This window comes from Vibrio variabilis (genome assembly GCF_003263785.1).
In the GTDB taxonomy this organism is placed as follows: domain Bacteria; phylum Pseudomonadota; class Gammaproteobacteria; order Enterobacterales; family Vibrionaceae; genus Vibrio; species Vibrio variabilis.
Map to the genome: position 1 here is coordinate 1 of NZ_JYJK01000066.1, position 24,751 is coordinate 24,751.

General features: G+C 47.9%; 20 protein-coding genes and 6 pseudogenes. 13 read left to right on the forward strand and 13 right to left on the reverse strand.

The features are described 5' to 3' along the window. From TZ48_RS09660 to panC, 5 genes and pseudogenes are all read left to right on the forward strand, one after another. Positions 1-427, forward strand: a pseudogene (locus TZ48_RS09660) (glutamate--tRNA ligase family protein); the annotation flags it as partial. A gap of 87 nt (positions 428-514) precedes the next feature. Next, the gene (pcnB, locus tag TZ48_RS09665) at positions 515-1,870 is read left to right on the forward strand and encodes a polynucleotide adenylyltransferase PcnB (RefSeq protein WP_112478996.1); all 1,356 of its coding nucleotides are present in this window, start codon (positions 515-517) and stop codon (positions 1,868-1,870) included. After that, on the forward strand, positions 1,870-2,355 hold the full coding sequence (folK, locus tag TZ48_RS09670; RefSeq protein WP_112478997.1) for a 2-amino-4-hydroxy-6-hydroxymethyldihydropteridine diphosphokinase: 486 nt from the start codon (positions 1,870-1,872) through the stop codon (positions 2,353-2,355). Before pcnB ends, folK begins: the two co-directional genes overlap by 1 nt. 24 nt (positions 2,356-2,379) lie before the next feature. Further along, positions 2,380-3,174, forward strand: a complete 795-nt coding sequence (gene panB, locus TZ48_RS09675) for a 3-methyl-2-oxobutanoate hydroxymethyltransferase (protein ID WP_112478998.1) — start codon at positions 2,380-2,382, stop codon at positions 3,172-3,174. Between the two features lie 8 nt (positions 3,175-3,182). Continuing rightward, positions 3,183-4,075: pseudogene (panC, locus tag TZ48_RS09680) on the forward strand (pantoate--beta-alanine ligase). A 140-nt stretch (positions 4,076-4,215) separates the two neighbouring features. On the opposite strand, the gene TZ48_RS09685 reads toward panC, so the two are convergent. After that, positions 4,216-5,472, reverse strand: coding sequence for a methyl-accepting chemotaxis protein (locus TZ48_RS09685; protein WP_112478999.1), 1,257 nt, complete (start codon positions 5,470-5,472; stop codon positions 4,216-4,218). A gap of 133 nt (positions 5,473-5,605) precedes the next feature. Here TZ48_RS09685 and TZ48_RS09690 point away from each other — a divergent pair, with 133 nt between their 5' ends. Continuing rightward, on the forward strand, positions 5,606-6,376 hold the full coding sequence (locus tag TZ48_RS09690; RefSeq protein WP_112479000.1) for a potassium channel family protein: 771 nt from the start codon (positions 5,606-5,608) through the stop codon (positions 6,374-6,376). 32 nt (positions 6,377-6,408) lie between these two features. Here TZ48_RS09690 and TZ48_RS09695 read toward each other — a convergent pair. Beyond that, a pseudogene (locus tag TZ48_RS09695) lies at positions 6,409-7,926 on the reverse strand (CYTH and CHAD domain-containing protein). A 206-nt stretch (positions 7,927-8,132) separates the two neighbouring features. Between TZ48_RS09695 and TZ48_RS09700 the strand changes: the two are divergent. The 3 genes from TZ48_RS09700 to TZ48_RS09710 all read left to right on the forward strand — a co-directional run bounded on the left by TZ48_RS09700 (position 8,133) and on the right by TZ48_RS09710 (position 11,032). After that, the gene (locus TZ48_RS09700) at positions 8,133-8,813 is read left to right on the forward strand and encodes a TIGR00153 family protein (RefSeq protein ID WP_042501180.1); all 681 of its coding nucleotides are present in this window, start codon (positions 8,133-8,135) and stop codon (positions 8,811-8,813) included. 124 nt (positions 8,814-8,937) lie between these two features. Beyond that, positions 8,938-10,200 carry an inorganic phosphate transporter gene (locus TZ48_RS09705; protein ID WP_112479001.1) on the forward strand — a complete coding sequence of 421 codons (1,263 nt, stop codon included), beginning with the start codon at positions 8,938-8,940 and terminating at the stop codon, positions 10,198-10,200. Between the two features lie 220 nt (positions 10,201-10,420). Further along, positions 10,421-11,032 (forward strand): TIGR04211 family SH3 domain-containing protein, encoded by a 612-nt coding sequence (locus TZ48_RS09710; RefSeq protein WP_042475948.1) that lies wholly within the window; start codon positions 10,421-10,423, stop codon positions 11,030-11,032. Positions 11,033-11,106: 74 nt separating this feature from the next. Here TZ48_RS09710 and rpoS read toward each other — a convergent pair whose 3' ends face one another. The 9 genes and pseudogenes from rpoS to TZ48_RS09755 all read right to left on the reverse strand — a co-directional run bounded on the left by rpoS (position 11,107) and on the right by TZ48_RS09755 (position 17,883). Continuing rightward, on the reverse strand, positions 11,107-12,087 hold the full coding sequence (gene rpoS / locus TZ48_RS09715) for an RNA polymerase sigma factor RpoS (protein WP_112479002.1): 981 nt from the start codon (positions 12,085-12,087) through the stop codon (positions 11,107-11,109). A 118-nt stretch (positions 12,088-12,205) separates the two neighbouring features. Continuing rightward, entirely contained in the window at positions 12,206-13,180 is a 975-nt protein-coding gene (gene nlpD / locus TZ48_RS09720; RefSeq protein WP_112479003.1) for a murein hydrolase activator NlpD, read from the reverse strand. Beyond that, positions 13,181-13,803, reverse strand: a pseudogene (locus tag TZ48_RS09725) (protein-L-isoaspartate(D-aspartate) O-methyltransferase). A 3-nt stretch (positions 13,804-13,806) separates the two neighbouring features. Then, positions 13,807-14,574, reverse strand: coding sequence for a 5'/3'-nucleotidase SurE (gene surE, locus TZ48_RS09730; RefSeq protein ID WP_112479004.1), 768 nt, complete (start codon positions 14,572-14,574; stop codon positions 13,807-13,809). A gap of 5 nt (positions 14,575-14,579) precedes the next feature. Beyond that, a pseudogene (truD, locus tag TZ48_RS09735) lies at positions 14,580-15,556 on the reverse strand (tRNA pseudouridine(13) synthase TruD). A gap of 11 nt (positions 15,557-15,567) precedes the next feature. Next, on the reverse strand, positions 15,568-16,047 hold the full coding sequence (gene ispF / locus TZ48_RS09740) for a 2-C-methyl-D-erythritol 2,4-cyclodiphosphate synthase (protein WP_112459481.1): 480 nt from the start codon (positions 16,045-16,047) through the stop codon (positions 15,568-15,570). Beyond that, positions 16,044-16,754 (reverse strand): 2-C-methyl-D-erythritol 4-phosphate cytidylyltransferase, encoded by a 711-nt coding sequence (gene ispD, locus TZ48_RS09745; protein ID WP_112479005.1) that lies wholly within the window; start codon positions 16,752-16,754, stop codon positions 16,044-16,046. The genes ispF and ispD overlap by 4 nt, the downstream gene beginning before the upstream one ends. After that, on the reverse strand, positions 16,751-17,032 hold the full coding sequence (gene ftsB, locus TZ48_RS09750) for a cell division protein FtsB (RefSeq protein ID WP_112479006.1): 282 nt from the start codon (positions 17,030-17,032) through the stop codon (positions 16,751-16,753). Before ftsB ends, ispD begins: the two co-directional genes overlap by 4 nt. Positions 17,033-17,232: 200 nt before the next feature. Then, entirely contained in the window at positions 17,233-17,883 is a 651-nt protein-coding gene (locus TZ48_RS09755; protein WP_112479007.1) for a PilZ domain-containing protein, read from the reverse strand. A gap of 227 nt (positions 17,884-18,110) precedes the next feature. Here TZ48_RS09755 and TZ48_RS24920 point away from each other — a divergent pair, with 227 nt between their 5' ends. From TZ48_RS24920 to TZ48_RS09770, 4 genes are all read left to right on the forward strand, one after another. Next, positions 18,111-19,049, forward strand: coding sequence for a TonB-dependent siderophore receptor (locus TZ48_RS24920; RefSeq protein WP_239670771.1), 939 nt, complete (start codon positions 18,111-18,113; stop codon positions 19,047-19,049). Continuing rightward, on the forward strand, positions 18,947-20,218 hold the full coding sequence (locus tag TZ48_RS24925; RefSeq protein WP_338062260.1) for a TonB-dependent receptor: 1,272 nt from the start codon (positions 18,947-18,949) through the stop codon (positions 20,216-20,218). The genes TZ48_RS24920 and TZ48_RS24925 overlap by 103 nt, the downstream gene beginning before the upstream one ends. A gap of 176 nt (positions 20,219-20,394) precedes the next feature. Beyond that, positions 20,395-22,182, forward strand: a complete 1,788-nt coding sequence (locus TZ48_RS09765) for a lysophospholipid acyltransferase family protein (protein ID WP_112479008.1) — start codon at positions 20,395-20,397, stop codon at positions 22,180-22,182. 231 nt (positions 22,183-22,413) lie between these two features. After that, positions 22,414-23,262, forward strand: a complete 849-nt coding sequence (locus TZ48_RS09770) for a GGDEF domain-containing protein (protein ID WP_112479009.1) — start codon at positions 22,414-22,416, stop codon at positions 23,260-23,262. 41 nt (positions 23,263-23,303) lie between these two features. On the opposite strand, the gene arsB is transcribed toward TZ48_RS09770, so the two are convergent. Next, on the reverse strand, positions 23,304-24,359 hold the full coding sequence (arsB, locus tag TZ48_RS09775) for an ACR3 family arsenite efflux transporter (RefSeq protein WP_112479010.1): 1,056 nt from the start codon (positions 24,357-24,359) through the stop codon (positions 23,304-23,306). Between the two features lie 62 nt (positions 24,360-24,421). Then, positions 24,422-24,751: pseudogene (locus TZ48_RS09780) on the reverse strand (organoarsenical effux MFS transporter ArsJ); the annotation flags it as partial.

Consider the following 24,751-nt stretch of genomic DNA (forward strand, 5'->3'; position numbering starts at 1 on the left):
CTCAGGAAGATTTCATCATCAAACGCCGTGATGGCTTGTTTGCGTATAACCTTGCCGTAGTGCTCGACGATATTTATCAAGGCGTCACCGAGGTCGTGCGCGGCGCTGACTCATCGAGCCAACTGGGCGCCAAATCAGCTTGTACAAAACGTTAGGTGCCGCGCCTGTCACTTATTTGCATCTGCCGCTGGCGATTGATGATAGTGGCAATAAATTGTCCAAGCAAAATCATGCGACGGCCATTGACCTCGACAATCCAAAACCGACCTTGCTCAACGCAATGCGCTTTCTCGGCTTTACCATAACCGATGATATCGCCGGGCAAAATATCGCCAAAATCATCCAGTGGGGCGTCGAGAACTGGCAGTTATCTCAGCTTCCCGCCCAGCTCAAAATCAAACCACCATTCTCAAATGGGGCGCTCTAGGCTAGAATAAGCGGCAAATTTCATGCGTCAGGCACGAAACTTGGGTAAAAACCACCCGGTTTCGCGAACCTTAATTGCGTTAATACTATGAATAAAAAAGAAAATTCCCAAAAAGCTCATCAGGTATATAGTGACATATCCTTACAGGTCTATACACGTGACGAGCACAACATCTCGCGCAAGCAAATCAGCGATAACGCGTTAAAAGTCCTTTACCGCTTAAACGGTGCAGGTTATGACGCCTATCTCGTTGGTGGTGGCGTGCGTGATCTGCTGCTTGGAGAACAACCTAAAGATTTCGATATAGCGACTAACGCAACGCCAGAACAGATCAAGAAGCTATTTAGAAACTGTCGCCTGATTGGCCGACGCTTCCGCCTTGCTCATATCATGTTTGGGCGTGACATTATCGAGGTCGCGACGTTCCGAGGTCACCACCAAGAGCAAGAAAAGAACGTCTCTCAGCAGAGCAAAGAAGGCATGCTGCTTCGTGACAACGTCTATGGCAGCATTGATGAAGATGCTGAGCGTCGTGATTTCACCATCAATGCGATGTACTACAGCATTGGGGACTACTCGATCCACGATTACGCTGGCGGTGTGGAAGATCTTGAAGACCGTTTGATTCGTCTGATTGGCGAGCCTGACGTGCGCTATCGTGAAGATCCTGTCCGTATGCTGCGCGCAGTTCGTTTTGCTGCCAAACTCGACTTTGATATCGAAGAAGATACCGCAGCACCGATTGAAGAGCTTGCGCCACTGCTGCGTGATATCCCATCGGCACGTTTGTACGAAGAGTCACTCAAGCTGCTGCAATCTGGTTACGGTTTAGAAACCTATCACCTAATGCGTGAGTACAACTTGTTCCAACAGTTGTTCCCACTCATTGCGCCGCACTTTACCGAGGACTATTCATCTCAGTCTGAGCAAGTCCTTGATTTAGTCCTTGATGCCACTGATGAGCGCATCGAGGAAGGTAAACGCGTCAATCCAGCGTTTATGTTCGCGGCCATGCTCTGGTACCCAATGATGGAGCACACCAAAGAGCTAATGGAACGCGGTCTATCCGAATACGACGCCATGATGGAAGCCAGCAACATTGTCCTTGATGAACAAGTGAAGTCGACAGCCATTCCACGCCGTCACACCGCGACGATTCGCGAGATCTGGCAGCTACAACTTCGCTTACCGCGCCGCTCTGGCAAACGCGCTTTCCGCCTGATGGAGCTCAACAAGTTCCGCGCTGGTTTCGACTTCCTCGAAATGCGTGGCGAGATCGAAGGTGGTGAAGTCGCCGCGCTGGCCAAATGGTGGGGCACATTCCAATCAGCCGGTCGCAATATGCGTCAGGCTATGGTGAATGACCTTGGCGGTTCAAGCTCGCGTTCTGGCTCACGTCGCAGACGCAATCCAAAAGCGAAAAAAGCGAAGAGTGCCGAGTAATGACCATTTGCTACATCGCGATTGGCAGTAACCTGTCCGATCCTGTCTCACAAGCCAAAGTCGCTATTGAGGCATTGAAAACACTACCAAAGAGCGAGCTACTAGCTTGCTCTTCCCTTTACAGCAGCACACCGATGGGGCCACAAGATCAGCCCGATTACATCAATGCTGTGGCAAAGGTATCTACCGAATTAACGCCTTTGGAACTGCTCGATTGCACCCAAGCTATCGAACTGGAACGTGGGCGTGTCCGTAAAGATGAGAGATGGGGGCCAAGAACTCTCGATCTCGACATCATTCTTTACGGCAATGAGGTGATCGATTCCGAGCGCTTAACGGTTCCGCACTATGGAATGAAACAACGTGAGTTTGTTCTCTATCCGCTTATGGAAATCGCACCAAATTTACAACTCCCTGACGGGACTGAGCTCACTGCACTTATTGACCAAGTCGACCGCAATGGACTCAGAGTTTGGCCATCCTAGCCAAGCCCCTAATAAGGATTAAAAATGAAAAAAATCAACATTAACGACCTCATGAAGTGGAAAAACGAAGGTCGCAAATTTGCAACATCCACCGCGTATGATGCGAGCTTTGCGGCGTTGTTTGAAAGCCAAGAGATGCCTGTTATTTTAGTCGGCGACTCACTCGGCATGGTACTGCAAGGCCACAACGACACCTTGCCAGTGACTGTCGAAGACATCGCCTATCACACGCGCGCAGTGCGTGCTGGTAGCCCTAACTGCTTATTGATGGCTGATATGCCTTTTATGAGCTATGCAACCCCGGAGCAAGCGTGTGAGAACGCAGCAACACTGATGCGCGCTGGCGCAAACATGGTGAAACTAGAGGGTGGCGACTGGCTGGTTGATACAGTAAGAATGTTGACTGAGCGCGCGGTTCCCGTTTGTGCTCACCTAGGTCTAACACCACAAAGTGTGAATATCTTTGGTGGTTACAAGGTACAAGGCCGCGATCAAAAGAACGCGGACAAAATGGTACGTGACGCACTTGCACTGCAAGAAGCTGGCGCACAAATCATTTTACTTGAATGTGTGCCTGCTGAACTTGCAGCGCGTATTACGGAAGTGTGTGATGTTCCTGTGATCGGCATTGGCGCTGGTAATGGCACCGATGGTCAGATCCTAGTGATGCATGACATGTTTGGCATTTCAGCGAACTACATGCCTAAATTCTCAAAGAACTTTTTGGCTGAAACCGGTGACATGCGTAGCGCCGTTGCTAAATATATCGCGGATGTGGAAAGCGGTGCTTTCCCAGACGACGCTCATACGATTGCCTAGGGGGAATCATGCAAACTTTCGCTGATATTGCAGAACTTAGAGAGCAAATTGCTCAGCTAAAACGTGAACAACGCCGAATTGCCTTTGTTCCGACTATGGGTAACCTCCACGAAGGTCACCTAACGCTGATGCGCAAAGCTCGTGAGAATGCAGATGTAGTGGTAGCGAGTATTTTTGTTAACCCTATGCAGTTTGAGCGCGCGGATGATCTTAACAACTATCCTCGTACACTCGACGATGATCTTAGTAAGCTAACGGCTGAAGGTGTCGATTTGGTGTTCACGCCGACGCCAGAAGTGATGTACCCACAAGGTCTAGACAAACAGACGTTTGTCGAAGTGCAGGTATTTCACATATGCTTGAAGGGGCATCTCGTCCGGGTCACTTTAGAGGCGTATCTACGATCGTCACTAAGCTGTTTAACATCGTACAACCAGACGTGGCTTGCTTTGGTGAGAAAGACTACCAGCAGCTCGCATTGATTCGTCAAATGGTGAGCGATCTGGCGATGAATATCGAGATCATTGGTGTTCCGACAGTTCGTGAGATGGATGGCCTTGCCATGAGTTCACGTAACGGTTACCTGACCATGGATGAGCGACAACGCGCACCTGTGCTAGCGAAAACCATGCGTTGGATGAACAGCGCGATTCGCGGCGGCCGTGACGACTACCCATCTATCATTGAAGATGCTAGCGACCAATTGCGCGCGGCGGGTCTGCAGCCGGATGAAATCTTTATTCGTGATGCGCACTCTCTACAAGCGATCAATGAGAGCTCAACCCATGCGGTTATTTTGATGTCAGCGTTTTTGGGCAAAGCACGCCTGATTGATAATCAAGTCCTTGAGCTTGCGCAAACTCCAGTAGAACCTGAGACAAGCAGCGAAGAGAATCAATAGTCATCAGGATTGTGGTTGTCACCTTATGAAGACAGCCACTAAGTGAAGATGATCAATAAATAGAAAAGCGGCTCACTTGATACCAAGTGAGCCGCTTTTTTATGATGTAAACCTTCAGGTTTAAACGCTATGAGCTCGCATTAAACTCGGAACGATTTGATCTTTCCGTCCAGCTCTTCCGCGTTGTTTTGCATCATCTCAGATGTCTCTAGAAGCTCCGTCACCACAGTCACAGACGCTTCAACCAACTCACGAACGTTGGTGAGGTTTTGGTTCATCTCTTCCGCTACGCTGCTTTGCTGACCCGCTGCGGTCGCGATTTGGAAGTTCATGTCATTGATTTGATTGACTTGGCTAACGATACCATCAAGTTCAGCACCGGCATTGGTCACAAGCTCCACGCCATCTGCCGCTTCAACCACACTTTTCTCCATCAGCTCTACCGCAGAATTGGCGCTCGATTGAAGGTGAGAAATCATCTCTTGGATCTCAACCGTCGCTTGCTGTGTGCGCTGCGCTAGATTACGTACTTCATCCGCTACCACGGCAAAGCCACGACCGGCCTCACCCGCGCGTGCCGCTTCAATCGCCGCATTAAGTGCAAGTAGGTTGGTCTGTTCTGAGATGCCTTGAATAGTGCCAACAACGCTGCCAATCGACTCAACGCGTTCTTCCACTTGGTTCACTGCTTGCGCTGATGCAGAAATGTCATTCGACAACTCACTCATCTTAGTCACGGTACCTTGTACAAAGCGTTGGCCGGTTTCCGCTTGACCTGATGCTTGCTCAGTCAGCTGAGAAGCATTGTGCGCATGATCTGCCACTGTTTGTACCGTCGAGGTCATTTCACTCATCGCTGTCGCCAGCTGATCAATCTCTTGGAACTCTTCTTGAGAAGACTCTTTGGTCTCAGACATGCTAAGTGTCATGATCTCAGTCAGGGTCGCAAGCTCTTGAGATGTCGCCACCTGAGTCTTAATGATGTCTTGCAGGTGAACACGCGTTTTCTCAAGTTCACGCGCCACATCGCCGTACTCATCTTTACATTCCATCATGACAGGAACGGTAAGATCTTTGTCGGCCATGCGTTTTATCGCGTCACTCAGGTAGTTGGTCTGCTTGAGCATAGTTTTTGCGGCAAACAACAGCAGAGCCACGAAGAGAACAATCATTAGGGCAGTCTGCCATACGACTTGAATTAGATAGGCTTCGTAGTGCTGCTGAGCAATCGCTTCGTTCTGGGTTGCGGCAAGAAGAGAGTCGTAAAATGTGCTTGCATCCCACAACTGCTTACCAATCAGCAATACGGTACTAAAAATCATCAACATCAACATCTTAGGGATCAAGCGCACATCGGTGATGAGTCGCTCCCATGGTTTAAATGTCAGTGCGGTCATTATCCGTTCTCCATTAATTATTATATAGTTAGGGAATCTTTCTCTAACTGAATGTCATCATCACTCACCTGCATGCCAAAGCCGTAGGGGGGATTGTGAATCATGAGACCAAGTTATTTATTTCGAGCCTCGTATGAAAGCAAATGATACCAAAACTGAAGTTAAGCCTCTGAGTTTATTGTCACTTATCCTCTCTTTTATGGCTCTATTTGTGATCTCAGCCTTATTGTTTGCTCCCATCAACGAGGATGAGCGTACTGTTCTTATCGGCCTCGACTTTATTATCTGTAGCTTATTTATGCTGCAACTTGTTGTGGATCTGATCCGCTCCACAGATCGAGTGCAATTTATGAAAACGCATTGGATCGATTTCCTCGCTAGTCTGCCGATGATCGAGCCCCTGCGCTTTGCTCGTGTCTTCCATATTTTCCGCGTGGTGCTGGTCATTCGCTCTGGTGAAACCTTATTAAGACAACTGGCTCGCAATAAACACGAGACGACGATCGCATCGATCCTGCTACTGCTTGTGCTGCTAATTACGGTGGGCGCGGGGCTGATTATGTGGGCAGAAAGTGGTAACCCTGATGCGAATATCCAGCATATTGGTGATGCCGTTTGGTGGGCGTTTGTCACGGTATCAACCGTCGGTTACGGTGACCACTACCCGGTTACTAGTATGGGTAAGTTCTTGGCGGGTATGATTATTATCTGCGGTGTCGGTATGTTTGGTATGACATCGGGCTTGATCACTTCGATCCTATCTTCACCCAGCTCTATGGACGAGCGACGCTCCAAACACAAAGAGGTCATGCTGCAAAAGGTGCTGAATCAGCAAGAGGTGATTTTGCATAAGCTGGAGAAAATGGAGCAGAAAATAGAATCACTTGAGCGTGAGAAAAAATAAGGAGGCTAACAGCCTCCCTACCCTAACTGGTACTAGTTTTGCCAGTATGGCTCAGCTTCAATACTGATTTGCCTCGTTTGCTCCATGGCGTGTAGAATCGAGCTCTCTTGGCGACGTAGCCAGCGCTCAAGCTGCTCACGCTCTTCCCCTTCAAGTTTTTCCACCAGCGGCTCTAAAAGCTCTAACATCAGCAAATCATCGATGCCTTGCAGCAAGTCCGCCCACGGAAGACGGAAGTTATTGCGCTCTTCCATGCTGTATAGGCTAGCGAAACCAACACCTGTGTATAGGTTGCGCATCAGTCGGTACTGCTGCTCTATGTATTCCTGACGCGTCAGTGATTTTTCTGGCGGGAAGGCATCCATCAGCTCAGCCAAGTGCGCGCCAACTGCTGCATGGAGAATGGCTTGATAGATTGAGCCATCTTCTCACGTGCTTTGTCATCTAAAAATGGCTGCCAACCGCGAGATAAAATCCAGCGGCTTAGGTCGAGTAGCAGACCCGCATAGCGCCCAGAATGAATCAGTCGCAGCATATCTTCGCGATCTGGTAGGTCTTGCTCGCGTTCTTTTGAGTTCTGAAACGAGGAATTTTCGAGCATCAAGCTTACGCAGCACGTGCCCTTTGTCTTCCAAAAGTGTTTCAAAATGTTCATAGCTCTTTAGCCAAGCAAGTTCTTGCTCTAGCCATTTCAGCTCTTGCCTTAAAATCGCACTAGCGCGTCGCGGTACAATGCTGCCATAGACGGTCAAGGTTTGACGAATAAAGCTCAGTGCGTGACTGATTTCGAGCAGCGCCTCAATCGACTCGTGTTCGGTGTAAATCTGCTCGTGGTAGTGCCAATGCGCCAAGGCATGCTCTAAAGACTGGATAAAGCAGGTTTCAACGCTGTCCGTGTCCGTGGTGTCCACCAGCTCCAGGCTTTTCACCGGATCGCCAGCATAATCCGCCGCCAGACGATAGCCTCGTGCGGCTTTACTCAGGTTACCAAGACGAATGCCGCCAGCTTCACAGAAGGCGCGCGCAAGCGTAAATAGTGCGTCTGTTTGACCAGATTTAAGCTCAAGTTCGACTTCACAGATAGGGTAAGTTTTGTCCCCAGATGACACTAAACCTTGGTCAAACGCCACTTCTACTTGACTACCATCGGCCATACCAATCAACCATTGCTCACGGGTAAAATCGGTGGCAAAAATCGGTACTAACTGAGCTTGCAGCTCTTCAACGCTGCGCCCTTCTGGGTAGATGTCGAGGGGATGTAGCGTCAGATCTGGGTCATTTGATGTGTGTTCAGCATTAAATTCAGGACGTTGATGCAATCCCGCAACAACGCGACCGGCGGTTTTCATGGTTTGCACAAAAACATCATCGAAACGACGAATTCTAAGACCAATATCATGCTGACGAAGCCAGTTATCGGGGGTGTCGAAGTAAGTGTTTCCTAACTCGCGACAACTGTGCTGAAGTACTTTTGTTTCCGCAATCTTGCTGAGCAAAGTTTCTGAAAAATCAGGAGAAACAAAAAACTTCAGTTCTATCTCGGTTTCCATAGTTTTACCTTTCGGGGACACTCACAACAGGATATGAGCAATTGTACTAATCAGCAAGTGACAAATATCACCCAAATGATGATCTAAAACAGTTTAAATCGGCGTTTTAATGGGTTAACATGCGCGCCTTTATAGCCATCGCTCAACATTTCACCATGATATTGGTGTATGTTTATTTCAGGTTATATTAATTAGGTTGAACAACCATGCCAGTAAATACAATTATGGGGTTATTTGCAAAGTCCCCAATTAAGCCTTTGCAGCGCCACGTTGTGTGCGTAACAGAATGTTGCTCTCATCTAGTAAACTTCTTCGAGACTAGCTCGAAGGGTGATTGGGAGAAAGCAGCGGAGATCCGTGCGCAGATTTCTCATCTTGAGAAAGAAGCCGACGTTTTGAAACGTGAGATCCGTCTTAAACTACCACGCGGCCTGTTCTTGCCTGTAGACCGTAGCGATATGCTAGAGCTACTGACGCAGCAAGATAAGCTTGCCAACCTTGCCAAAGACATTGCCGGTCGTGTTTACGGTCGCCAACTTGTCATTCCTGCGCCACTTCAAGAAAACTTCATCGCTTACGTGAAGCGTTGTCTTGATGCAGCTAACCAAGCTCAGAATGTTATCAACGAGCTAGATGAACTGCTTGAGACGGGCTTTAAAGGTCGTGAAGTAACTCTGGTTGCAGAGATGATTCACCAACTCGATGTCATCGAAGATGATACCGATGCCATGCAAATCCAGCTTCGTCAGCAACTGATGACGATTGAACAAGATATGAATCCTATCGATGTCATGTTCTTGTACAAAATTCTTGAATGGGTCGGCGGTATTGCAGATCAAGCTCAGCGCGTAGGCGCTCGTCTTGAACTCATGCTGTCTAGGTCTTAAACACACGTTAACTAAGTAACAAAGAGCGAAGAAGTATTAGGCGTTGAGCACAGACAATGCTTAAGAGATTGCCCTGCGCCAGACTTTTGCTCCGCTTGTTATGAAACAAAACTAGGTTATTACAATGGATATTCTTGCAAACTACGGCACTATCCTGATTCTTGTTGCGGCGATGTTCGGTTTCCTTATGGCGATCGGTATCGGTGCAAACGATGTTGCCAATGCAATGGGTACTTCTGTTGGCTCTAAAGCTCTAACAGTTAAGCAAGCTATCATCATCGCGATGATCTTCGAATTCGCCGGCGCATACCTTGCTGGCGGTGAGGTAACAGACACTATCCGTAAGGGTGTGATTGAAACCTCGCTGTTTGCTCACCAGCCAGACGTTCTTGTATTCGGTATGATGTCGTCTCTATTGGCGGCAGGTACTTGGCTATTGCTCGCCTCTTACATGGGCTGGCCGGTATCAACCACTCACTCAATCATCGGCGCGATCATCGGTTTCGCTTGTGTGTCAGTGGGTACGGAAGCGGTTGACTGGGGTTCAGTAAAAGGCATCGTAGGTAGCTGGGTTATCACGCCTGTGATTTCTGGTTTCTTCGCTTACGTTATCTTCGTCAGTGCACAGCGCCTGATCTTCGATACTGAGAAGCCACTGTTTAATGCTAAGCGCTTTGTTCCAGTGTACATGTTTATCACCACAATGGTGATTGCGCTGGTGACCATCAAGAAAGGTCTAAAACACGTGGGTCTGCACCTTGACGGTATGGAAGCATGGGCGTGGGCTGCAGGCGTTTCGGCTCTAGTTATGATTGGCGGTTACATCTACATTCAGCGTAAGTTTGCTGACCGTGAAGAAGACCATGGCTTTAGCGGTGTAGAAGGTATCTTCAGCGTACTAATGGTTATCACAGCTTGTGCGATGGCATTTGCACACGGTTCAAATGACGTAGCGAACGCGATTGGTCCACTGTCTGCTGTTGTGTCTACTGTCGAGCACATGGGTGAAATCACGGCGAAGAGCACTATCGCATGGTGGATTCTACCTCTAGGTGGTATCGGTATTGTTGTAGGTCTTGCGACTATGGGTCACAAAGTAATGGCAACCGTAGGTACAGGCATCACAGAGCTAACTCCAAGCCGTGGTTTCGCAGCGCAGCTTGCGACAGCGTGTACCGTTGTTCTAGCATCTGGTACGGGTCTGCCAATCTCTACAACACAGACTCTAGTGGGTGCAGTATTAGGTGTTGGTTTCGCTCGTGGTATCGCAGCACTTAACCTAGGTGTTGTCCGTAACATCGTGGCTTCTTGGGTCGTCACCTTGCCTGCTGGTGCACTGCTAGCCGTGGTATTCTACTACGCGATGCAAGCGGTATTTGGCGCATAAGCCAAGGCTTAGATAAAGTCAGAGAGATGTGAAGCTCACGTCATATTTGGCTCAAATTCAAATAAAGGGAGGCTTTGCCTCCCTTCTTTGTTGCACCCAGTTAAGAAACTTCATACTATTTGGGCATTCTTAAAAGTTTACATTTTGAGAGTGCGTATCAGCTGTGCTGCTAGCGCTACTTTCTTCATCATTCCCCATTGATACACTTAAGGGACTTACTGTGAAAAAACTGATCTGCATGATCATGGTGTCGTTACTCGCTGCTCCTGCGGCGTTGGCTCAAGATCGTTATATTGCCGACAAGCTATTTACCTACCTACATTCTGGACCAAGTGCTCAGTACCGTATTATTGGTAGCATCAATGCAGGTGACAAAGTTCAGCTGCTTTCGTCTAACCGTGAGACAGGTTACTCACAGGTTCAAGACAGCCGCGGTCGTAAAGGCTGGGTAGAATCGAAATTTGTGACAACTCAAGAAAGCATGGCGGTTCGCCTACCTCGTCTTGAGAAAGAGCTGACGCAAGTTAAATCTCAACTATCGAGCGCACGCGAAACAGCGGACAGTGAAAAAGGCGGTCTAGTCAGCTCACTAGAGGCGCGCAACAAGCAAATCGCTGAACTTGAGCAGAACTACTCAGACATCAGTGAACAGCTCACCTCTTCTCAAACAGAAATCCGTGAGCTACGTGCTAAGCTGGATACACAGAAAGAAGACCTATTGCTACGTTACTTCATGTACGGTGGTGGTGTGGCAGGTGCAGGCCTTCTATTTGGCTTGATCCTTCCGCATCTTATTCCACGTCGTAAGAAGAGTCCTAACGGCTGGGCATAATGCTTTAGAACATGACTTTGAATACAAAAAACCGCCTTTCGGCGGTTTTTTATTGCGGTGAGTTAGACAGAGACTTAATCGTCATCAAAGTTGAATAGTGATTCCATGTTCAAGCCTTGCTTGACTAGGATGTCACGCAGTCTGCGTAGACCTTCGACTTGAATCTGACGTACACGCTCACGCGTTAAATTGATTTCTCGGCCTACTTCTTCGAGGGTTGAAGGTTCATAGCCTAATAACCCAAAGCGTCGTGCCAACACTTCTTTTTGTTTCGGATTCAGTTCATCAAGCCAGTGGATAAGCGATGATTTGATGTCGTCATCTTGAGTTGAGACTTCTGGATCTGAGTGCGTTGAATCCGGAATGATGTCCAATAGCGCTTTCTCACCGTCACCACCGATTGGTGTATCAACCGAACTAATACGTTCATTGAGTCTCAGCATCTTTGAAACATCACTCACCGGCTTATCCAGCTTCTGTGCGATCTCTTCCGCGGTTGGCTCATGGTCGAGTTTTTGAGACAGTTCACGCGCAGTACGCAGGTAAATGTTGAGCTCTTTTACAACATGGATAGGCAGACGAATCGTGCGCGTTTGATTCATCAAAGCACGTTCAATCGTTTGGCGTATCCACCATGTCGCATAAGTCGAGAATCGGAAGCCGCGCTCAGGGTCAAACTTCTCAACCGCACGAATGAGGCCTAGGTTGCCTTCTTCAATTAAATCGAGAAGCGCTAGACCACGGTTACTGTAGCGTCGAGAGATCTTAACCACCAAACGCAAGTTACTTTCTATCATGCGTTTACGGGCTGCTTCATCGCCTTTCAGTGCACGTCTTGCATAAAGCACTTCTTCTTCTGCGGTCAAAAGTGGTGAAAAGCCGATTTCGCCAAGATAGAGCTGAGTCGCATCTAAACTTTTCGCAGAAGCATCGTACAAGTCCTTGTCTTCAGTTTCTGCTGCGGCATCGTTAGTCAGTGTGGATTCCACAACGTCAACCGTTTCACTATTGACGTCGTAGTTTTCGTTCTTGGTTACTGCATTGCTGATACTCATAGCGCCTCCCCCTGGCGAGCTAGCAAGACATGACAACTCAACTATGTCGCTAACTTTCTCTGATTAAGTCAATCAAATTGCAAGTAGCTTTTCGTATGGTGTATTCGTTATACGGCAGTTACGGCAAGTAGCGTTTCGGGTTTACTGATTTTCCTTGATAACGAATTTCAAAGTGCAGTCTAACGCTGTTGGTTCCGGAGCTTCCCATCGTAGCGATTTTTTGTCCGGCTTTCACACTTTGTCCTTCTGATACCAATAGTCTGTCATTGTGAGCGTAAGCACTTAGGTAATTGTCGTTATGCTTAACAATAACGAGGTTTCCATAACCACGTAGTGCGTTGCCTGAGTAAACCACGGTTCCTTTTGCAGTGGCGACGATATCTTGGCCTCGGCGGCCTGCAATATCGATTCCTTTGTTTCCTTGATCCCCTGCAGAAAAGTTCTTTATGACACGACCCTTAGTCGGCCAGACCCAACTCGATACTTTTGCCGCTGTGCTTGGCGCCGGTTTCGGTGCTGGTTTCGCCTTGGCGACAGTTTGCTTCGCGGCTGGCTTGGTTGTCTGTTTTACCGTTTGGGGTTTAGTGTTGTTAACATTTTGTTTACCTTTAGTCTCACCATACTCCTTTGTTTGAGTTTGATCAACCTTCTTTGCGGCGGTTTTTTGACTATTTTGCGTTGATGAGCTACCCGCTTTTGCCGGCGGTTTTGACGCAGCTGTCGCAGCACTCGAACTCGCTGCAACCGTTGCTGCAGAGGCGGTTGCAACCTCACCAGAGCCAGAACCCGCAAATACCGGAGGGGAATAGACCGGACGCCATAAGTTCAAGCGTTGACCTGGGTGAATCGTGTACGGTTTCTTGAGATTATTGAGTCTTATCAGATCGTTAACATCTTTATCGGTGACGTATGAGATGAAATATAGGGTGTCCCCTTTTTGCACTTCGTAATAACTGCCACGATAACTACCACGAGAGACATTATCGTACTTGCCTCCCAAATTTGAGACAGGCGCAGGCGAATGCCCAGCACACCCAACCAGTGCACTGGACAAAAAAACAACGGAGACCACTGCTTTTAGCCGCTTTTGCATTTACGCTAATTCACCTGCTACGAGAGGAACAAACCTCACTAATTCAATAACTTCGGTAGTAAAACTATCACCTTTACGAGTAATTTTTAATAGTTGTTGCTCATTATCACCGACAGGGATCACTAAACGTCCACCATCATTGAGCTGGGTCAACAGTGCTTGAGGGACTTCAGAAGCTGCCGCCGTGACGATAATGGCATCAAACGGCCCTTTGGCTTGCCAGCCTTGCCAGCCATCACCGTGTTTGGTGGAAATATTATAAATATCAAGACGCTTTAGCCTGCGCTTTGCTTCCCATTGCAATGCCTTTATTCGCTCAACCGAATAGACATGCTCGACCAACTGCGACAGCACGGCAGTTTGATAACCGGAGCCCGTCCCGATTTCCAGCACTCGAGTATCATGTGTCAACTCAAGCAGCTCTGTCATTCTCGCGACAATGTAGGGCTGAGAAATCGTCTGCCCAGCCCCAATAGGCAACGCATTGTTATCGTAAGCTTGGTGAATCATCGCTTGTGAGACGAATTGCTCACGGGGGACGGAGAAAATAGCATCCAGCACACGGGTATCAGCACACCGTGTGCTCGGATAAACTCCACTAATTTCGCTGCTTGTGGGTTCATTAATTACTCTCTCCCTGACACCCAACGTTCCATCGCACCAATTGACTCATGTGCGGTCAAATCCACCTGCAGTGGCGTAATAGAAATGCGCCCATGTTCAACCGCATAAAAATCGGTGCCCTCTCCCGCGTCCTGCTCTTTCCCCGGAGGTCCCAACCAGTAAATGTCGTGCCCTCTTGGATCTTGCTGCTTAATCATCGCTGAGGCATGGTGACGGGCTCCCAATCGAGTCACCGCAACATCACCAAGCTGCGCCAGCGGCTTATCTGGGATATTAATATTCAACAGTCGATTAGTCGGCACGCGCGCAGCCAAATGGCGCTCGACAAATTGACGAGCAACGATCGCCGCCGCCGCAAAATGCGTTTTACCGACCAAGCTGAACGCGATGGATTGAACCCCTAGAAAGTGCCCTTCCATAGCCGCTGCTACAGTACCAGAGTAGAGCACATCGTCGCCCAAGTTAGCCCCATGGTTGATGCCAGACAAAACCAAATCGGGAAGATCGTCTTTCATCAATTCATTAAGCGCAAAGTGCACACAATCTGTTGGCGTTCCTTGAACCGAGAAAACTCCGGGTTCAATTTTATTAACACGCAGCGGCTGCTCAAGAGTTAATGAGTTCGATGCACCCGAACGGTTTCTGTCTGGTGCAACGATAGTTACATCAGCAATATTCGCCAGCTCCGCTGCTAATGTGCGAATTCCCTCGGCGTGTACGCCATCATCATTGCTGATGAGGACTTTGATTCTCTGTTTGTTTGTTTCCATGAATCCTAGAATTGCCTTTCTACTTCTTCTACATTTGCCAGCTCTCTAAGAATCGAGGTCGCAAAGCTCCCTGAATCCAAGAAAAAGCTTAGTGTTACCGAGTCTTCATCCATTGTGCATTCAATGAGTCAGGCTTTAACACGATCGAGCGTCTGTCATGACGCATGCGATTCCCGCGGATAAGCGCCATCAAATCTGGCTCTTGATCGACAATGCGTTGCTCAAGCAGCTCGGCATCACCCGAGGTAGGCAGCGCATTATCACCGGCTAATGCCGCTGTGATCATCCCAGTTTCGTCAAGAATGTCCCCAGCCAGTTCAGTATTGAAGCAGTCTTGTTGCAAACGCTCTGAAACAATGTGGTTGAAGATCCATGAGCGCGCCGCAGAGAGATACAAGCTGCGTTTATTCTGATTGCGAGTGCGCACGTTATCGCGCCCCCAACGTTTCGCTTCGCTCACGTTGTTACCATCGTGTCCAAAACGCTGCTGACCAAAATAGTTCGGCACGCCAGAGTCACAAACCAGCGCTAGACGCGCTTTCAGTGCTTCCACATCTGACACCTCAGTCAAACGGATCGCAAACTCATTGCCAGTAAGGTCGCCAGGACGCAGCTTTTTGTTGTGCCAGTCGGTCGCCACTATCTCAATACTAGGATACTGCGCCAAGAAGGCGCTAAAGTCTGGTACATTCTTCTTTGGCAAATGGACACTTAGCCATTGCTCAGTCACAGCATGGCGATCTTTAAGACCGGCCCAACCAATATCTTTCGATTTTACGCCACATACTTTGGCCAGTTCATTGGCGACAAAACTGGTGTTTTCACCATTTTTTCGTATGCGGAGCATCAAATGCTCCCCTTCTCCCGTGAACTCAAATCCCAGAACCTCATTCACAACGAAGTCTTGGTTGCTAGCTTTAAACTTAGCGCTAACCGCAGGTTTGCCGTGAAGATAATTCAGATTGTCTAACACATCAGTCATGATATTTGCCTTTAGGACGTTACTTTGTTGATCAGAACCACTGCTTCTGTGGCGATGCCTTCTTTACGTCCTGTAAAACCGAGTCTTTCCGTCGTGGTGGCTTTTACATTGATATTGCCAATGTCGGTTTCCAAATCCGCGGCAATGGTTTGGCACATAGCTTCTATGTGTGGCGCCATCTTTGGTGCCTGTGCCATGATGGTGACGTCAGCATTCACTAACTCATAGCCTTGTGATTTGACCTTGCTGTAAACATCACGCAGCAAAGCTCGGCTATCGGCGCCTTTCCACTCTTCATCCGTATCAGGAAAATGACGGCCAATATCACCTGCTGCAATAGCACCTAGCAGTGCATCACACAGCGCATGCAACGCCACATCACCGTCAGAATGAGCAATCAGCCCTTGTTCATAAGGAATGGCGACGCCACCAATGATGACAGGGCCTTCACCACCAAACTTATGCACATCAAAGCCATGACCTATTCTCATTGTTCTAATTCCTTATTTTTGAGATAAAACTCCGCCAGAGCAAGATCCTCTGGACGAGTAATTTTAATATTGTCGCTGCGCCCCTCGACTAACAGTGGAGATAAGCCTGTCCACTCGACCGCTGATGCTTCATCAGTGATGGTGACTCCTTCTGCGAGCGCATCACTGAGCGCACTGTGCAGCAGTTCCACTTTAAACATCTGTGGGGTTAACGCATGCCAAAGACCGGATCTATCAACCGTATGGTCGATACCTTGTGCGTCATTCGCACGCTTCATCGTATCTTTTACGGGCGCTGCGAGAATACCACCAACTGGGTGAGTGCTAACTTCGTAGATGAGTTTGCTAATATCATCATGGGTAATGCACGGCCGTGCTGCATCATGAACCAGACACCAAGCGTTGGGAACACGCTGCTTAACATATTCAACGGCTGATAACACTGAATCAGCGCGCTCGCCGCCGCCGGAAACGCGGACAACGGGTTTATCTGAGATAAACGTTAAACCCCCAAAGTACGGGTCGTCATCACTGATCGCGACAATAACGCTGTCGATACTCTGGTGCTCTAGTAAACGCTCTATCGTGTGTTCAAGAATGGTCTGCTCATGGATTTTAAGATATTGCTTAGGAATATCTGCTCGCATACGGCTACCAACGCCTGCCGCAGGTACGATAGCAATAATAGGATGATGCTCAGGGATCATTGGTTGTCCTCACCTATGATTCGGTAGAAGGTTTCTCCTTGTTGAATCATTCCTAACTCATGTCGAGCTCGCTCTTCGATGGCATCCAATCCCTGTCTGAGATCATCAATCTCAGCAAACATTTCATCGTTGCGAGTTTGTAAGTTGCCATTAACTTGTTGCTGTACTTGGATTTCTGCATCCACTTGCTGGAAATCAACAATGCCGTTTTTTCCAAACCAAAGGGTATATTGGAGCCAAGAAAAAACCATCAGCAGCACAAGAGTGAAGATACGCATAAGTCGGAACATTCCATTGAGAAATTCTGCTCTTTATATAGCACAGTTTACACCTTGAAATAAGCGAAGAAAAAGCATTGTTGCATCCTAGGCACAAAAGTGAGCACCCACTAGCTTAATCTTGACGCGTGTATACCACTGCCTCGACGTTTAGCGCACTTTACTAAGCGCAGCAGTACTTCTATGAAACAAAGTCGGTACTAGGAAACCGCGAGGGACAGTTCCGCTAGGGTGGTCTTTAAGCGGTTCGACATCAGCACTTGCTGGTTAAACTGGATACCCAGCAAACTACCGCGCCCCTGCTTTCGCACTGTTACCACCTCACACACCATCCCGGCAGGCAGAAACTGATTCAATGCCGACTCCACTTTCACCCCAAGCCCCTTGCAAAAGTCGTGAGCTTGCTCTAGGTAAACCCCGCACCCTGCTAAAGAGAAATCGACAATCGTACCTTCACTGCTGGATTGACCATAAGACACCGTGCAAGGCATCGAAAGTTTGTAACGAGAATGCTCGCGGATAGGTTTGGATACAAACTCTGCCGGAGACGATAGGAACAGGTGACTGCAAGGTGATTCTGAGTAGGAAAGAGCATGGCAGCGAAACGCGATAACATGACCAAAGCTGGTATCAGAGAGTCCACGTACTACAAACTCACCGTCATTGATTTGCTGCTGTACAGCCGGGGTCAGTCCCGAGGTGTCAACGACAATAAACTCATCAACCTTGTAGCCAAGCAAGGTGACAGCCACGCCTTTGATGTCTGAATCACTCACCGAAGACAAGGTCAGTGTCATTCCCGGCTTCAAGAAACGGTAGCTCTGTTTTTGTTGTTCTTGTCCCCATTCCATTGATAGAACCTCCTTAATTACAACAAGATAATTACACCCTATTTACCACTGCTATGCAATCAATCCCTTGCACCCACAAAAGATACAAATGCTTACATTTATTCTAATTGCAAATAATAATAAATCTCATTAACATTCATTCCGCAGTTCAATCGTAGACCTATTTCAGGTTCGCTCTGCTAATAACAAAAACAATTGTCTCGGATAATCGAGCTAGGATAGCCTCAATGAATTTCAAAGTGACCACACTTTGCAGTGCAGTGGTACTTGCACTCAATACTTCTCCTGTATTTGCCCAATCAGAACCCACAAAAGCTGACGAAACCTTGGTAATACACGCCCAAAGCTTCGACGACTATAAAGTCGACAGTGCCAGCGGCGCCATGCGCACTGACACCACCATGCTAGAAACGCCTCAGTCGGTAAACGTGATTCCTGAAATTGTGCTCGATGAGCAACTGGCCACCACATTAGGTGAAGCGCTACAAAACGACGCCAGTGTCAATGCTGGCTCTCAAAAATGGAATCGCGAAGTATTTTATCTGCGCGGCTTTGAGCTTTCGTCGACCAATGGCTACCTAAGAAACGGTCACTCACTCTTTACTCATTACATGCTGCCGATTGAGACCCTAGATCGTATCGAGGTCATCAAAGGACCATCGAGCCTGCTTTACGGTAACTCGGCGCCTGGTGGCATGATCAACATGGTGTCAAAAAAGCCAACCGCGACACCACAGGTCAATGTTGGTACCGATATCGACCACCTTGGCAGCACTCGTTATCACATTGACGCTTCTGGTGCGCTTAATGAATCTGGCACATTAAGAGGTCGTACTGTGCTGGTGAAACAAGACGCTGTGGAATCTCGTCAATATCCGAATGGAGAGCAGCGCGAGCGTGATCGCTTCTTAGGCTATGGTGTGATTGAAGCGGATCTGTCTGACTGGGGGCTGTTGTCTATTAACTATGAAAAGACCAACGACAACGCGCCACTGGATACGGGTTCTTGGCTCGACATGCAAGGCAACCGAATCGGCGATCGCGATATGATCCGCGATGCTTCTTGGTCATTCATCAACAACGATGTGGAAAACTGGGGGCTGATCTTGATGTGTATATCAACTCACAATGGCGCGCTAATTTCAGCTACAACTCACAGCATATGAAGCGCCACCGCTACGACTCTAGCCCAAAACCGACGGATCAAACCATCGTCGATGGCAGCTACACAATGAGTCCGTTTGATCGCCATGACACCTGGAAGACCCAAGCGTTCCATGCTGATTTACATGGTGATTTCACAGCACTCAATGTTGCTCACCAAGTGCTGCTTGGCGTTAACGGTCAGTTTTATGACTACACTCAGCTGCGAGTTAAAGGTAACTCTATCAATGTCAAACCAGGCGAATCACCTAAGAATCCAGGGTTAGACTATCATGATGCGTCTTCAGCATACCAAAGCAGTAACCACTTCTACGGCTTCTATGCGCAAGATCTAATTACTTTCAACGATCAGTGGCAGGCGCTTGTGGGTGGCCGCTACGATCAGTACTTCAAAGATGGCACCAATAGTAACGGTGAAACCGTGAAAGGCGCGAACGACAGCCAAGCATTGTCACCAAAATTTGGCGTGATTTATCATCCAAGCTATTCCGGTAGCATTTATGCCAACTACTCGGAAAGCTTCAACCCAGTCGACAATGTTGTCAATGATGATGGTTCTATCACTGAGCGCACGCCAGAAAAGAGCCGTCAGTACGAGCTGGGAACAAAGTGGGAGCTTTTGGATAACCGCCTACTGTTAACGGGTGCGTTATTTGATATCGAAAAACGTAATATCAGTATCGAAGAGAATGGCTTCACTACGCAAAACGGTAATCAGCACCACCGCGGCGCTGAAGCAGGCGCACAAGGTCAACTGTCCGATAGCTGGTTTGTGATGACATCTGCCATGTACCTAGATGCTAAGTACGACAAGCACAACTTATATCAAGATAAAACACCAGCAAACGTACCTGAGTGGTCTGGCTCAGTTTGGACACGCTACGCCTTTACTGACGCAACCGCATTTAATATCGGCCTTTTCTATCAAGGTGAGCGTTGGGCAGATAACGCCAACACTGTCACACTTGATGGCTATACCCGTATTGATACTGGTGCATCTCATAAAATCAGTAGCGACTATGTGACTTGGGATTTCCGCTTCAACATCGAAAACCTGTTTGATACCGACTATGTATCAGGCACGGGTGGCAGCACCAGCCACGGTGTCGTTACGGATGTGCACTATGGTAATGAGCGCCGCTTTAAACTGTCGGTCAACGCTTCATTCTAACCCTCTCTCCAACTTACTCTAAGAGCGCTCCGGCGCTCTTTTTTATTACCTACTGCTCATCTCGTCACCAGTTTGACATCAATACGTCATCCATCTTCCATCTAGTCTACGCAATTCTGACATATAGACGTCATACCCTCTTAACGACATTACATGGAAATTGTTTAGAGGTTGCTATGGATACCACCAGCCCGTTTCGCTTACCAAGAAAAACCCCACTGGGCATTGCAGAAAATGTTGCCGAGTGGGCAACCGGCCTTTCTGTATTAGACCACTTATATGCACAGCGTCCACCAGGTTGTGATACCGAGCGTTTTCTTCGTTTTGCACTCGAGATCTTGGGCATTGATTATCACATTGTTACTGGAAGCCGAGATAATCTGCCTCAAACGGGAGCGACCCTCATTGTCGCCAACCACCCGCTGGGCTGTGTTGAAGGGGTCATACTGGCTGAGCTTTTGCTGCAACGCCGCAAAGATGTGAAGATCCTAGCCAATGAGTTTCTAAAACTGGTTCCCGAGCTTGAACCCTTGTTTATTGGTGTCGATGTGTTTGATGGCGCGAATGCGCACAAGTCCAATACTCGCGCATTACGCCAAGCTAATCATCACCTCGAACAAGGTGGCGCTCTCTTGGTGTTCCCGGCTGGCGAAGTCTCACAACTGGTCGATAGCAAAGCACTTCGCCTCGAGGATAAAGAGTGGAGCCGCTCGGTCAGCACGCTCATCAAGAAAAACAAAGCACTGACCGTCCCAATTCACATTGGCGGCCTTAACTCCAAACGTTTTTATCTCGCGGGCAAGGTTCACCCAATGCTTAGAACGGCCATGCTCGGCCGTGAACTACTGAACAAGAAAAATCACCCCATAAGCATCTCTATTGGGGAAGCCATCAAGTTCAAAGAGGTCAATACCTTAGATAATCGTCAACTTGTGAACTATCTTCGTCTCAATACTTATCTACTGAGCAAACAGCAAAGCCAAACGCCAACAGCAGCAACGAACCTTAATGCACAGTCGTCATCACTAGCACACCCAGAGCCAGTTGCCTCTGCTCTACCTTTGAGTGAACTGCTGAACGATATCGACCAGCTACCATCGCAGCACCACCTACTGTCTAGCGGTGAGTTTGATGTCTACTGCACGACCATGGATCATATTCCTGCCTTGATGCATGAAATTGGACGCATGCGAGAACACAACTTCCGTTTGGTAGGCGAAGGGACTGGGCAAGCACTGGATATTGACCACTTTGATAAGGATTACCAACACCTATTTATTTGGGACAAAGCGAACAATAAATTAGTGGGCGCTTACCGTCTTGGTCTGGTTGATACTTTATTGGCGAAGCACGGCATTCAGGGTCTTTATTCGCGCACTCTTTTTGATTATGAAAAACCTTTTTTGGCTACCATGGGCAAATCGATTGAAATGGGTCGCAGCGTCATTGCTGAAGAGTATCAAAAGAGCATGAGTGCACTTTTACTGCTTTGGAAGGGGATCGCCGAGTTTGTACATCGTCAGCCAGACTACACCCATTTGTTTGGTCCGGTCAGTATCAGTAGTGACTATAGCGATGTCGCAAGACAATTGCTCACTGATACTATGACCTTGCATCACTACGACCAAGACAGCGCCAAGCATGTCAGTGCCCCTAACCCACCCAAGCTTGCTGCTCATCCCAATTGGAACGCTCAGTTGCTGTCCGCGCTGGCTGATATGCAATTGCTCTCTCGTGTTATTGCGCGTCTTGACCAAGGCAAGAGTGTGCCTGTGTTACTTAGGCAGTATCTCAGCCTCAACGGTAAGCTTGTCAGCTTTAACGTCGACCCTGACTTTAATAATGCTCTTGATGGATTGATTGTCGTCGACCTAAGGCGAGTCCCTCAGCGCTCCCTTGCTCGCTATATGGGCAGCGAGAATGCCTGTCATTATCTTCAACGTCACAACCACTCGACGCACTAAAGATAGAGAGCACTAAACGATCTAAAAAGCAGCAAAAGCTGCTTTTTTTGTGCTCACCTTGTCTCATAACTGAGAATGAAGACGAACTCCCTTGAGAACTCACCACAGAATGATACGCATCACAGTTCTTATGAAAAGGTCATGATAGAAAGCACTCAAAAACTATAACTCTTTCGAAAACTTCCGCTAGCCAAGTGCTATCGAGGTTGAAAGAAACGATGAGATTTCGCAGTGACAGATTTGACGTACCAACAGGCGTTGGCGCTATTTCGCCATTTCCCTGGTTTTCTTTCTATTCGCAATGCGCAGCACCAATACGTTTATCTAAACGACCAATTCACAGCATGGTTACGCCAATACTCTGATGCCGATCCTATCGGCCTCAATGCCAATCAATTAGCCAAACTCGTACCAAGCAATGTCGCAGATATGCTCAAAGAGTGTCACGATGCCAGCTTGGAATACCTAGAGGCGGGGCAATGTGCGCCGAAAATTCTCACGTTTCAAGGTCTAAACTCTGTCTCTTACTACAATGTGCTGAAGTTTAAAGTGTACATTGATGGCGAACCTTACATTTACACCACCAGCTTTGATGTGTCCGAGTTACATCATGAGGTGAAGTTTTTTGAAAAAAAAGCGTACACCGATCCCCTCACCAAGCTGCACAATCTGGCCTACCTTAGCTCAGTGAATTGGCACTCTGGTTTTTGTGTGGTGATCGACCTTGATAACTTCAAACACGTTAACGATAGTTCAGGCCACAGTGAGGGCGACATCGTATTGATGCGATTCGCACGCTGCTTGCGTCAAGCCTTCTCCGGACAGGATATTTTAGTTCGATATGGTGGTGATGAGTTCGTGGTTTTAACCCACGATAAAGACGAAGCAAGACTAAATCAGGCGCTAGATACGCTCTCCGTATTGTTTCGTGATAACTTTGTTCAGTACCCCATGCTTTGCCACAGCATAGGTTATGCGCCCTACCAAACCAGCTTACGTGTGACATTGAAAAAAGCTGATCTCGCTATGTACCGAGCCAAACATACCAAGCGTTCTGCCCGTTTAAAAAATCCGTCTTAAATATAAAAAATGGAGCGCAGGCGCTCCATTTTTTATTGTTATTACGCGTTATAGCGTGACTTCATTTTTAAGGTGAAGTTCACCAATGCAATCAGCACCGGCACTTCAATTAGTGGCCCAATCACACCCGCAAACGCCTCTGGTGAGTTCAGCCCAAACACAGCAATCGCGACAGCAATAGCCAGCTCAAAGTTGTTTCCTGTTGCAGTGTAAGCGATAGACGCATTCTTATCGAATGGCACGCCCATCTTTTTCGCCACAAAGAAGCTCACAAAGAACATCAAGAAGAAGTAGATAGTCAGCGGAAACGCGACACGAACTACTTGCATTGGAAGCTCTACAATCATCTCGCCCTTGAGGCTAAACATCAGTACGATGGTGGCAAGCAACGCGATAAGCGTGATCGGTGATACCGCAGAGATGAAAGTGTCGTTGTACCACTGCTCGCCTTTTTTAGCGACCAAGATCTTACGGCTCAAGAAACCTGCCAAAAATGGGATACCCAAATAGATCATTACGCTTTCGGCAATCTCAGCCATCGAGATATTCACCACTTGCCCTTGGAAACCAAACTTAGGTGGCAGCACGGTAATGAACAGCCATGCCAAGAAGCTATAGGTGATGATTTGGAATACGCTGTTAAGCGCGACTAAGGCGGCGCCATATTCTTTGTTACCGCCACCAATATCATTCCAAACCAATACCATAGCAATGCAGCGTGCGAGGCCAATTAAGATAACGCCAGTCATCAAGCTAGGTTCATCGCCAAGGAAGGTTAGGGCGAGCACAAACATCAAGATTGGACCAACCAACCAGTTCATCACCAATGAGAGAGTGACAGCCTGCTTATCTTGCAGCACCTTGCCCATCAAACCGTAATTCACTTTGGCAAGCGGTGGATACATCATCAAGATCAGACCAATAGCAAGCGGCACGTTGGTGCTGCCAACCGTCATTGACTCATTCAAGTTTTCGATTTGGCTTGGAAAAGCGACGCCCAATAGCACGCCGAATCCCATAGCTAAGAAAATCCACAAGGTTAGGAATCTATCCAAAAATCCTAATTTTTTTGGTTGCTCAATGGCTAGTTGAGACATGGTAACTCTCCTACATCGTTAATCGTCTTTTAACGATTGACTCTTTTATTGATTTAATTCCGTTATCCTGCAATCGCTTTAGGCGCGCCTGGCAAGCGAATGGAGATAATCGTTGTAAGGATCAAGAAGGCAAATGACACCCACATACAAGCAGCGAGACCCGCTACTTGGAACACCCAACCCGACAACACAGTGCCGATCAAACGCCCCATCGCGTTAGCCATGTAGTAAAAGCCGACATCCATCGACACGCCATCGCCTTTTGCATAGCTCACAATCAGATAGCTGTGCAGGGATGAGTTGACCGCAAAGATAGCGCCAAAAATCAACAGTCCCACAACAATGACCACTTGCGGATACCACTGCATCTGAACACAGTAAGCAATGATGCC